This is a genomic window from Sediminibacterium sp. FW305-C-61 (assembly GCF_058231065.1).
This window is the reverse complement of sequence record NZ_JBIQXR010000002.1, coordinates 15,478-27,737: the sequence shown is the minus strand read 5'-3', so window position 1 is coordinate 27,737 and position 12,260 is coordinate 15,478. Positions and strand designations below refer to the sequence as shown.

Genomic DNA, 12,260 nt, shown 5'->3' with positions numbered 1-12,260 from the left:
TTCTTTTTTAGCTGGTTTTGAAGTCTTTGGTACTGAATTTGCACTCAGGTAGGTATTCTGTAAATTTGCGATAAACCCGTTCTGTTCTGAAGAAATCCCTCAAAATATTAAGGCGCGTACTGCTGGTTATTTTAGCCCTGATTTTGTTGATCTTTATTGCTATCCAGACCGACTATGTTCAAAATAAATTGGTAGGCATTGCCACAAGCAGGTTATCCAAATCACTCGGAACCGAAATTAAGATTAAGTATATCAGCATTGGATTATTCAACAGGCTGAATATGGAGGGTTTATTGGTTCGAGACCGCTCAAAAGACACTTTATTATACGCTGGAAACCTTAAAGTGCGTATTACAGACTGGTTCTTTCTGAAAGACAAAGCCGTATTACGCTTTGTTGGACTGGAAGATGCCATCATTAAAATAAACCGGAAAGACAGCACCTGGAACTACCAGTATATTGTTGATCATTTTTCCTCTCCTTCTACCGATGAGAAAAAAGGAGGTGGCCTGGACCTCGACCTGAAAAAAGTTGACCTTAAGAATATCAGGCTTGTAAAAAATGACAGATGGGCAGGAGAAAAAATGACCGTCGAAATGCAGAGCATGGTGCTGAATGCATCAAAAGTTGATTTGAAGAAATCTATTTTCCTGATAGATGATATTAAACTGGTTCAACCACTGTTTGCTGTTCAGGGTATTGCCGCACTTCGACCAGCTAAGATTCGACAACAACAACCACCAAGTAAAGACACAGGCTTGCAATTCAATGCGGGCAATATGTTGGTTAAAGCCAAAACTTTACAAATTGTTGACGGTAGACTTTTTCTGGATGGCAATGAAAAAAAACCTGCAGCCTATTTCGATGGGTCACATATTCAATTGAGTAAATTAAATGGTACCCTCAACCAGGTTTCTTTTGTAAAAGATACCTTACGCGCAGACATTGACCTATCTGTGAAAGACCGAAGCGGATTTCAGCTTCAGAAATTAAAAACCAAATTCAGGTTTACACCACAGATCATGGAGTTGGCGGCTCTTGATATCAGAACCAACAAGAGTAGAATCGGCAACTATTATGCGATGAAATTCACGGATTTTAATAAGGATTTTGGCGATTATGTAGAAAAGGTTGTGATGGATGCACGTTTCCGTGAAGCAAGAATCAGTAGTGATGATATTGCTTTTTTCGCTCCTGAATTGAAAACCCTTAAAAGAAATATTGACCTTTCCGGAAACTATAAGGGAACTGTTGCGGATTTTTCTGTTGAAAGACTTTCAGCAAGATTGGGAAATAAAACTAATATCACCGGCAACTTTGCCATGAAAGGACTTCCCAATATCAATACCACACTAATTAATTTTAGTAATGGTGTGGTATCAACAAACTATAATGATCTATATAGTTTTATCCCCGCTTTGAAAGATATCAAAGATCCCAACCTTGCTGAACTCGGGAATATTATTTACCGCGGAGATTTTAAAGGCACTATTAACAATTTTGTTACTGCTGGTATGTTCAGCACTGAATTGGGTGGATTGAAAACCAATATTAGTTTGAAACTACCTTCTAAAGGAGAACCCACTTATACGGGAAACCTTGAAACCACCCGTTTTAATATTGGGCGCTTCTTAAATACCAATTCACTGGGTTTGGTAAACTTTAAAGGAGAAATTGAAGGGAGTAGTTTTGCTGTTGACAAGATTAAAACAACCCTGAAAGGAACCATCGATTCACTCAACTTTAATAACTATACCTATTCGAATATAGTAACGAATGGTACTTTTCAGAAAAAGGCATTTTCTGGTGAACTGGAAATTGATGACCCTAATTTAAATTTCACTACTTCTGTTGAAATTGATTTTTCAAAAGACGTGCCCAGCTTTAACGTGGTTGGTGACCTTGTTCAATCTAACCTGAAAGCTTTGAATTTTATTCAGGATCAGATTGAATTAACCGGATTACTTGATGCCAATTTCACTGGCACCAATATTGATAACTTTCTCGGTACTGCAAAATTCCTGAATGCCGCTGTTAAAGACGAAACCACCCGAATTAGTTTCGACTCGCTTAATATTACCTCCGTTCAGGAAGAAGGTATAAAAATTTTACGCGTCGGTAGTAATGAATTCAGGGCAGAGATAAAAGGAGAATTCAGCATACTTGAATTACCCACTAGTATTCAATCTTTCTTGCATCACTATTACCCTGTTTATGTTGCAGCACCTAAAAGCATCCCTGAAAACCAACGTTTTGATGTAAAGGTAAATACCAATTATATCGAACCCTATCTGCAGATTTTCAACAAAAGATTTACCGGTTTTAACGATGCCTCTTTATACGGCAGTATTGATACGAAGAAAAACGATATTCAACTAACCCTGAATGTTCCTTTTGGCAAAATCGACAATTATGCATTCAATGGTGTTCAGTTAAAAGGAGCGGGTAATATGGATACCCTTTCATTGAAAGGAGATATAACCACCATAACTATTGGTGACAGCTTAAGTTTTCCCGGCACAAATCTTTCCGTAACTGCGAAAGATGATCACTCATTTGTGTCAATTAAAACCAGTGCCGATAACACACTGAATGATGCTAATCTGAACGCAGATGTTTATACCCTTTCTGATGGGGCCAGGATACAATTTTTGCCATCTTCCTTTGTACTGAATAACAAAAAATGGAACCTGGAAAAAGAAGGAGAACTCGTTATCAGGAAAAATTTTGTACTAGCAGACAATGTTAAGTTTACACAAGGCTTTCAGGAAATCACCGTTGAAACAGAAGAAGAAGATGGTGGAAATACCAATAACCTGATCGTTAAACTCAGTAACGTAGTCTTGGGTGACCTTACCTCACTGGTGATGAAAAATCCAAGACTGGAAGGTATTACCAGTGGTGAAATAGTAATGCGTGATTTCTTTGGACAGTTTAATGCCGATGCAACATTATCTGCTGAACAATTCAGGTTTGATGATGACTCTGTTGGACTGGTAAAAATTAAAGCCGACTATAGTAAGAAGACTGGGGTTATCCGATACGATATCATTTCTCCTAATCCTGGGTTTGATTTTCTGGCAAAGGGTTCCTATAACCTTAAGGATTCAATTGGAAATCCGCTTAGCAATGATATTACACTGAACGATGCTAAAATTGGTTTCCTGAACCAATTCCTGACAGGTATTTTTTCTGACTTGTCGGGTCAGGCCAAAGGAAAACTATCTATAGGTGGTGATCCCGCCAATCTTACGCTTTCAGGTAAGGTAAAATTATATGATGCAAGACTTAAAGTCGATTACACACAAGTTTATTACAACATTGATTCAGCAGAAATAAAATTTGAAGAAGATGGAATCGACTTCGGTCAATTTACCATTCGTGACAAATTTAAAAACACCGGCTCGGTAAGTGGAAAACTATACGAGCGTGGATTTAAAAATATGGCTTTTGATTTTGATCTTAAGACCAATAAATTATTACTGATTGATACAAAACCAGAAAACAACCAGCAGTTTTATGGCAATGCAATTGGTAAAGTCACCACTTTTACACTGAAGGGACCAGAATCAAACGCGAAAATGACATTGGTTGCTGAGTCTACCGACAGCTCTCATATTTATATTCCAAACTCAACCAGCAGAGAAAGTGGCAGTGCAGACTTTATTGTATTTAAGGAGTATGGTACTGAAATGGCATCAGAAAAAAAGAACAGTGGATTTAACCTGTCTGTTGATCTTCGTTTAACAGCTACCAACAAAACCCAGATTGATGTAATATTAGATGACCTTACCGGCGATGTGATTAAAGCGTCTGGCAATGGCACCCTACGCATAACTGCCGGAACATCAGAACCACTGTCGATAAGGGGAAAGTATAATATCGAAAAAGGAAACTACGATTTCAATTTCCAGTCACTCATAAAAAAACCATTTGAGCTGATGCCTGATGCGGGCAATTTTATTGAATGGAATGGAGATCCTTTTAAAGCCGACATTCATATTGATGCACGCTATACCGCAGAACGCATTGCCTTATATGACCTGGTTTCCAATATTAACCTCAGTGGTGCAGCAAAGGGATATAGAGGGGAAGTATATGTGATTGCTCAGTTAAGGGACAAACTGACCCAACCGAAAATACAGTTTAAACTCGATTTCCCACAGGGCAGTCCGGTTAAAAGTGATAATGAACTTTCACAGTATATCACCAGACTGGAGAAGGATGAAAATGAAATACTGAAACAGGTATCCTTTTTAATTGTATTCAACACTTTCGCCCCACCAAGTGTTGGTAATGGTGGCGGCAATGGTGCCAATAATTCATTTACTACTATTGGAGCCAATACCCTTTCTCAAATACTCACCAAGGAGATCAATAAAATGTTTTCCAATTTCCTGTATAAATTAACTGGCGATAAAAGCCTGCGTTTTGATCTGGGAACTTCCTGGTACAGTAACAATGAACTAACCAATAGTATTGCAGGGGGGGCTATTAATAGTAATTCCATCGACAGATCTCGGGTAAACTTTAAGTTAGGAAAGAGCTTTTTCCAGGATAAAATGATTGTAACATTCGGAGGCGACCTTGATTTTAACGTGAGCAATTCTGCAGCTATAAAAAATGGCAACCTTCAATGGTTACCCGATCTGAATATAGAATTCATTCTTTCCAAAGACAGAAAACTAAGGGCTATATTGTTTAATAAAAACAGTCTGGACATATCTAACTCAAGCAGTGGAATTGGCAGAAGAAATCGATTTGGTGCCAGTATCTCCTACCGCCGTGACTTCGACAATATTTTCGCAAACAAGCCGGAAAATATTCAGTTTAAGGCTCCAACAGATACTACAGGTACAACTGGCGGAAAAAAATAATCAGGGCAATATTTCGGGAATAGTAGCTATTGCATCTTTCAAACGATATACATAGAAATAGCGCACTATTTTTCCTGCTCGCATTTGATTAATTATAATCGGATCTTCAACTGAGGTAAAGTATTTGGACAAATTGGACTTTACATCGTAGGGCAGATTAGAAGCAGCAATAAAATAAGCATCTGCTCCTTTTTGCAATCCTCCCCTTGCTTTATTCAACCATGCGAATTTATGCAAGTCCTGTAATTCACCCACTCCAATTAATTTCATGCCGGTTTTTCTTGCTGTATAAAACTCCAGGTGACCACCAGGAAACCATTTGTTTGTTATTAATACAGCATCTTTTCGCATGGTGCCGGCATTAATATCTGCCTGATAAATTTTATTGAATTGTTCACTCATGGTTTCCCAGCCCGATAAGTCAAGTGTTGGACAATATTCACCATAGTTCTCTTTTTGCTGGCTACCAAAATTTACTGGTGAATAACGAACCAAAATTACCCCGGCTGTAAGCACAACAACAACCAATATAAAGGAAGCCTGTATCCATATCGGATAAATCCGGTTACTGCTTTTCTGTAAAAACAGTGCCGCGATTAAATAGAGTGGTATGTATGCTGGTCCTGCCCAATGTGGTAAAGTTGGATTGAATAAGGATACGCCCCAGAAGATTAATATCATCGGAACACTCATCCATAAGAGCCAGGAGGTTACGCGCTTTCTACCAAACCGGATCCGGTTAGTAGCGATTGCGAATAAAGAAAGCAGCATGAGGATATAGACAACCGGATGTTGGTACAATGCTTCGCCAACAACTTCTCTTCCCAACATATCCCATTGTAAACTAGTATTGGTTACCCTTGCAGAATGAAACCGATAGGTAATAAAATCATACTCAAAGTTCCAATAAACAATAGGTACGATACAGAGAAGTGTAATCAGCACACCTACATAAAGTCGCCAATTGGTTAACCATTGTATACGCGTAAATAAAAGAAATGCTCCAAAGCCTGCCCATAAGTATAATCCATGCACTTTACTAAGTGTAGCAAGTCCAATGGTTAAACCCAATAATAGCCATACCCCGATATTTTCTTCTTCTCTTTTTAAGATGAGATAAGCCATCAGGTATAAGGATGCTACCCAAAAGAGCATTTGTGGAGAGTCAGGTAAAATAAATAAACCAGCTATAAAACCTGTGTAAACAGACAAGGTATAAATAAGTGCCGCAAGCCACCCTACTCTTTCACTATCGATCAGTTTACCTAATTTAAAAATGATCCAAGTTGCAATAGCTGAACAAAGTATAGCTCCTAATCGTATTGTTACTTCATTTACCCACCACAAGTTCAAAGTAGTAAGTCGTATCAACCAACCAACCATTGGAGGATGATCAAAATGATTAAGGTCTGGCTGCAGGGCATAGGTCCAGTAGTACACTTCATCATTGCCCAATTCAAGGAACCCTGCGATGATGAGTTTTACAATAGCGCTGATAATAATCAGCCAAAAAACTTTTCTGCTATATTGTTGATACATGATGTTGCTGAAAATGCAAAGACCGTACCAATAGATTAGTGCCTTTCAATCAGCCAACGTATGGCTAATTCATATCCTTTAAGTCCTAATCCAAAAATACTCCCTGCCGACTTTCCTGAAACGTGCGACAATTTTCTGAATTCTTCTCTTGCATGTACATTACTGATGTGAACTTCCACAACGGGTGTTTTTACCGCAGCTATGGCATCTCCCAATGCCACTGAGGTATGGGTATATCCAGCGGGATTCAATACTATACCATCATAACTGAATCCTACTTTTTGTATAGCGTCTATGAGTTCTCCTTCAATATTGCTTTGAAAATAGGTCAATTCAATTTGCGGAAACAGTTTTTGTAAGGATGAAAAATATTCATCGAATGGCATGTTACCATAAATATCTGTCTCCCTTTTGCCCAGTAAGTTGAGGTTTGGACCGTTTATGATGGCGATCTTCATAGTCCGAAGTTAGGAAAAAAAATGGCCACGGATCATTTGTAGTCCGTGGCCAGCATGTTGAAACGAATTATATTAATTCATTCGGTCTTTGATCATGGTAAGAAAATCATCGAAGAGATACCTGCTATCGTGTGGACCAGGTGTGCTTTCCGGATGGTATTGTACGCTAAAAGCGGGTTTATCTTTTATCCTGATGCCTTCAATTGACTGATCGTTCAGGTTGATATGTGTAATTTCTACATTAGGGTGATTTCTTACTGCTTCAGGATCTACACCAAATCCATGGTTCTGGGTAGTTATCTCACACTGACCTGTAATGATATTTTTTACAGGGTGATTGAGTCCACGGTGTCCATGGTGCATTTTAAAAGTTGGTATTCCATTAGCCAATGCCAGCAGCTGGTGTCCAAGACAGATCCCAAAAACAGGTTTGTTTTCTGTCAGCAGGTCTTTTACAGTAGTAACTGCATAATCCATTGCAGCAGGGTCACCAGGACCATTGGAAATAAAATATCCGTTCGGGTTAAACTCTTTCAGTCTGCTTAAAGGAGTTTTGGCAGGATGTACCCTGATATGCGCGCCTCTGTCTACCAGGCACTGAAGGATATGTTTCTTTACACCGAAATCGAGCACAGCTACTTTTATAGGAGCGTTTACATCACCCATTTCATATTCTTCAGTAGTGCTAACGGTGCTTGCAAGTTCAAGTCCATCCATATCAGGCACGCCAGACAGTTGTTGTTTTAATTGTTCAACATCTAATATCTCTGAAGAGATGATACAGTTCATAGCTCCTTTGGTTCTGATATGAGCTACCAAAGCCCTTGTATCAACATTATCGATGGCTACGATATTGTTTTCCTGCAGGTAGGCATTAAGATTGTTATTTGCCTGGATGCGACTGTATTGTTCTTCCAGGTTTCGGGCAATAAGACCATGAATTTTTACGCTGCTGCTTTCTACATCAGATTCCTTCACGCCATAATTCCCGATATGAACATTGTTCATGATCAGTACCTGTCCGGTATAACTTGGGTCGGTAAATACTTCCTGGTACCCGGTCATACCGGTATTAAAACAAATTTCACCCGTAGTAGTACCAGTTTTTCCAAAAGCGTGTCCATAGAAGACATTACCATCAGCCAGTACAAGGATAGCGGGTTGTTTTGATTGGGGCATAATTGTTTACGGTTTTACGGTGCAAAAAAAAGAATTGTTGGTTAATCTTGGCAAATAAGTTTCACACAATTGGTTTTTATGGCCTGCGCATAAAAAAAGCAAGACAAATAAGTCTTGCTTTTTATGTAGAAATTGTTCTTTCAATTTATTCAGCTGCTTTATCAGTTGAAGGAGCGTCCGTAGCTGGAGCTTCAGCGGCAGCTACCTCGGTAGCAGGTGCTTCAACTGCTGTAGCTTCAGCGGAAGCAGTTTCAGCGTCAGCTGCTTTCTTAGTGGTAGCACGGCTACGACGAGTTTTCTTAGCAGGTTCAGCAGCTTGTGCAACGCTTTTACCATAAATTTCGTTGAAGTCTACCAGTTCGATCATCGCTTTTTCCGCGTTGTCACCTGGACGAATACCAAGTTTCAGGATACGGGTATAACCACCTGGACGGCTTGCTACTTTAGGACCAACAACGGTGAAAAGTTCTTTCACAGCGGTTTTGTCTTGCAGGTAGCTGAATACCACTCTATGCTGGTGCATGATGGTTTCTTTGCTATCAGATTTCTTTGTTTTGGTGATCAGTGGCTCAACGTAAGTTCTCAGTGCTTTAGCTTTAGCCAAAGTTGTAACGATACGTTTGTGTGTGATCAGTTGACTAGCCAAATTGGCCAGTAATGCTTCCCTGTGTGCTTTCTTACGACCCAGGTTGTTGATTTTGTCTCCGTGACGCATGACTTGTTGTTTTTATACCCTGCACCGTGTCAGGAATTGCAGAGCGTTTAAGAATAGCTTCTAGCCTTTAGCTTCTAGCTTCTAGCAATTTTCTAGAAGCTAGAAGCTGGCAGCTAGCAGCTTAATTATCTAAGTTATCTAATCCAAGCTTGTTCAGATCCATACCGAAGCTCAGACCGCGTTCAGTTAATACCTGCTCAATTTCAGAGAGGGATTTCTGACCGAAGTTTCTGAATTTCATCAGGTCTTCCTGCTCGTATTGTACGAGTTCACTCAGACTGTTGATTTTTGCTGCTTTCAGACAGTTGAAAGCACGTACTGAAAGATCTAAATCTTCAAGTGGTGTTTTCAATACTTTACGCAGTTGCAATACATGCTCATCAACTACATCTTCTTTCTTATCTTCTTTGTTATCGAAAGTGATGTTTTCGTCGGTGATGATCATCAGGTGCTGGATCAGGATTCTTGAAGCCTGTTTAACAGCATCTTCAGGATGGATGGTTCCGTCAGTTGCTACATCGAGGATCAGTTTTTCATAATCCGTACGTTGTTCCACACGATAGTTTTCAATAGCGTATTTAACGTTCTTGATTGGAGTGTGGATAGAATCGATGGCAATATATCCGAAAGGAGCATCTTTAATTTTGTTTTCTTCAGCAGGGATATAACCACGACCACGTGAAATGGTAAGTTCGATATCCATTTTTGCAGAAGAATCCAGGGTACAGATCACCAGTTCAGGGTTCATAACCTGAAAATGCTGGGATACCTCACCTAACATACCTGCAGTGAATTCAGTGCGGTTTTTGATAGAAAGGCTGATCTTTTCAGTGGCTACATCATGCTCCACATGCTTTTTAAAACGTACCTGCTTCAGGTTCAGGATGATTTCGGTTACATCTTCTGTAATACCTTTCATGGTAGCAAATTCGTGGTCTACACCTTCGATTTTGATACCTACGATAGCATATCCTTCCAAAGAACTCAGTAATACCCTGCGTAAGGCGTTACCTATGGTAAGACCATAACCTGGTTCTAATGGACGAAACTCAAATTGACCTTCAAAATCAGTTGCTTTTTGTAAAACGATTTTGTCGGGTTTCTGGAAGCTTAATATGGCCATATTAAAACTTTATTTTTTACTTGATTGTGGCGGAACCCATTATTGGTTTCCGGATGATATGAGAGAGTAGTAAGTAGTCTGTAGTGAATATTTTACTCATTACAGACTACTCACTATTCACTATTTAGAATACAATTCGACGATCAGTTGTTCCTTGATGTTCTCAGGAACATTCTCGCGCTCAGGATAGGTAATGAAAGTACCTTTCTTCTCAGCTTCATTCCAATCAACCCAGCTAAACTTAGGATTTTTACCACGGGTTTTGCTTACGATAGAAGAATTATCCGCGCTCTTTGGCTTATAAGCGATGATGTCGCCTGGCTTACACTGGTAAGAAGGTACATTCATGATTTCGCCATTAACGGTGATGTGCTTATGGTTAACCAACTGACGAGCTTCAGGACGGCTTGCTGTTAATCCCATACGGAATACAGTGTTATCCAAACGAGCTTCCAGTAATTTGATCAGGTTTTCACCAGTAACACCTTTCAGACGAGATGCTTCTTCGAAAGTTTTACGGAACTGACGCTCTAATACACCGTAAGTGTATTTAGCCTTTTGTTTCTCTCTAAGCTGTAATGCGTATTCACCAAGGCTTTTACGCTTACGGGCAGCACCATGCTGACCTGGAGGGTTGCTGTTCTTACCTAACCACTTCCCGTTACCCAGGATTGGTTCACCGAAGATTCTGGAAATTTTGGTCTTTGGACCAGTGTAACGTGCCATTTTTGTTGTTTTGCGATTTTTTAATGACGATCCGGTATCTTAAAAATCTAAAATTGATAACGAACCCTGTTAATATTTGATGATGTCAGATGGCAGATGTCAGATTTTATTATATCTGAGATCTGCCATCTGACATCTAATATCATTATACTCTTCTCTGCTTAGGAGGTCTGCAACCATTGTGTGGCAATGGGGTTACGTCTTTGATAGATACAACCTCGATACCTGATTGAGAAATAGAGCGGATAGCTCCTTCACGACCAGCACCTGGACCTTTTACAAATACTTCTACACGCTTCAGACCAGCTTCCAATGCAACTTTTGCAGCATCAGCAGCAGCCATTTGAGCTGCATATGGAGTGTTCTTTTTAGAACCTTTGAAACCCATTTTACCAGCACTGCTCCAACTGATAACCTGACCGGTTTTGTTGGTAAAGCTGATGATAATGTTGTTGAAAGTAGCAGAAATACGTACTTCACCAGCCGCATCTACTTTTACTACTCTTTTCTTGGCAGCAGCTTTTGCACTGTTCTGCGCTTTTTGTGGTTTTGCCATTTTCGTTTTTTGAGGTAGTCACCCCGAAATTATCGGGATCCGTTTAACAATGAAAAATTCCGCACCGGGCGGAAACCGCTACACTCTCCTTTCCACCTGAGGCGGACTATCCAAGCTGTAGAGGATTTTTATAACAGCATGATGCTGAAATGAATTCATTCCAGCATCATGGTATCATTTATTTCTTAGGAGCTTTCTTCTTACCGGCAACTGTTTTACGCTTACCTTTTCTGGTACGGCTATTCGTTTTGGTACGCTGACCACGAACAGGCAAACCTTTACGGTGACGTAAACCACGGTAACAGGCGATATCCAGCAAACGCTTGATATTCATCGACACTTCACTACGCAAAGCACCTTCTACCTTAAACTCATTGTTAATGATGTTACGGATAGCAGTCTGCTCATCATCATTCCACTCATGTACTTTCTTGTCAAAGTCAATACCAGCTTGTGTTAAGATATACTGAGCGGTTGCACGACCAATACCAAATATATAGGTCAGACCAATTTCGCCTCTTTTGTTCTTTGGTAAATCAATACCGGCAATACGAGCCATATTCTGATTTTAATTTTAAACTTTAATACTGGTACTATTAACCCTCTGTTAATAGCACTAAAAATTATCCCTGACGTTGCTTATAACGGGGATTCTTTTTGTTAATCACGTACAACTTGCCCTTTCTCTTCACGATCTTGCAATCTGCACTACGCTTTTTGATAGAAGCTCTGACTTTCATTGCTTTATTATTTATCGCTTTACTGCTTCCGGCTTCCAGCTTAAGCCTTCAGCGTTCTGCAAATGTTTACTTGTATCGGAAAATGATCCTTCCCCTACTCAAATCGTATGGACTCATCTCAACCCCTACTTTATCCCCAGGTAAAATTCTGATGTAGTGCATCCTCATTTTTCCTGAGATGGTGGCCAGGATTTCATGGCCATTTTCTAACTTCACCCGGAACATAGCATTGCTCAGGGCTTCCAGAATTACTCCATCTTGTTTAATCAGCGGTTGTTTCGACATACTATTTTTGGGGCTGCAAAGATATTAGATTGCAACTGAAATATGAAAAAAATGGGGGAAAA

The 12,260-nt window shown here is 39.7% G+C and carries 11 protein-coding genes; 1 reads left to right on the top strand and 10 read right to left on the bottom strand.

The features are described 5' to 3' along the window. Nucleotides 1-143 precede the first annotated feature (143 nt). Nucleotides 144-4,877, top strand: a complete 4,734-nt coding sequence (locus ACH30E_RS05265) for a translocation/assembly module TamB domain-containing protein (RefSeq protein ID WP_490823945.1) — start codon at nucleotides 144-146, stop codon at nucleotides 4,875-4,877. Here the strand turns inward: ACH30E_RS05265 and ACH30E_RS05260 are convergent, their stop codons facing one another. From ACH30E_RS05260 to infA, 10 genes are all read right to left on the bottom strand, one after another. Then, entirely contained in the window at nucleotides 4,878-6,416 is a 1,539-nt protein-coding gene (locus tag ACH30E_RS05260) for an ArnT family glycosyltransferase (RefSeq protein ID WP_490823944.1), read from the bottom strand. It abuts the gene before it with no gap. Between the two features lie 35 nt (nucleotides 6,417-6,451). Next, nucleotides 6,452-6,874, bottom strand: a complete 423-nt coding sequence (gene aroQ / locus ACH30E_RS05255; RefSeq protein ID WP_294992624.1) for a type II 3-dehydroquinate dehydratase — start codon at nucleotides 6,872-6,874, stop codon at nucleotides 6,452-6,454. Nucleotides 6,875-6,946: 72 nt separating this feature from the next. After that, nucleotides 6,947-8,053 carry a glutamine-hydrolyzing carbamoyl-phosphate synthase small subunit gene (carA, locus tag ACH30E_RS05250; RefSeq protein WP_294992628.1) on the bottom strand — a complete coding sequence of 369 codons (1,107 nt, stop codon included), beginning with the start codon at nucleotides 8,051-8,053 and terminating at the stop codon, nucleotides 6,947-6,949. Nucleotides 8,054-8,198: 145 nt separating this feature from the next. Continuing rightward, a complete protein-coding gene (gene rplQ, locus ACH30E_RS05245; RefSeq protein WP_490823943.1) occupies nucleotides 8,199-8,768 on the bottom strand; it encodes a 50S ribosomal protein L17 in 570 nt (189 codons plus the stop codon). Nucleotides 8,769-8,889: 121 nt separating this feature from the next. After that, entirely contained in the window at nucleotides 8,890-9,891 is a 1,002-nt protein-coding gene (locus ACH30E_RS05240) for a DNA-directed RNA polymerase subunit alpha (protein ID WP_294992631.1), read from the bottom strand. Between the two features lie 120 nt (nucleotides 9,892-10,011). Beyond that, the gene (rpsD, locus tag ACH30E_RS05235) at nucleotides 10,012-10,617 is read right to left on the bottom strand and encodes a 30S ribosomal protein S4 (protein ID WP_294992634.1); all 606 of its coding nucleotides are present in this window, start codon (nucleotides 10,615-10,617) and stop codon (nucleotides 10,012-10,014) included. 145 nt (nucleotides 10,618-10,762) lie between these two features. After that, nucleotides 10,763-11,173, bottom strand: coding sequence for a 30S ribosomal protein S11 (gene rpsK, locus ACH30E_RS05230; protein WP_294992637.1), 411 nt, complete (start codon nucleotides 11,171-11,173; stop codon nucleotides 10,763-10,765). Nucleotides 11,174-11,351: 178 nt separating this feature from the next. Further along, nucleotides 11,352-11,732, bottom strand: a complete 381-nt coding sequence (rpsM, locus tag ACH30E_RS05225) for a 30S ribosomal protein S13 (protein ID WP_294992641.1) — start codon at nucleotides 11,730-11,732, stop codon at nucleotides 11,352-11,354. 64 nt (nucleotides 11,733-11,796) lie between these two features. Then, on the bottom strand, nucleotides 11,797-11,913 hold the full coding sequence (gene ykgO, locus ACH30E_RS05220) for a type B 50S ribosomal protein L36 (RefSeq protein WP_026774906.1): 117 nt from the start codon (nucleotides 11,911-11,913) through the stop codon (nucleotides 11,797-11,799). 66 nt (nucleotides 11,914-11,979) lie between these two features. Beyond that, nucleotides 11,980-12,198 (bottom strand): translation initiation factor IF-1, encoded by a 219-nt coding sequence (infA, locus tag ACH30E_RS05215; RefSeq protein WP_026752042.1) that lies wholly within the window; start codon nucleotides 12,196-12,198, stop codon nucleotides 11,980-11,982. Between the last annotated feature and the right edge of the window lie 62 nt (nucleotides 12,199-12,260).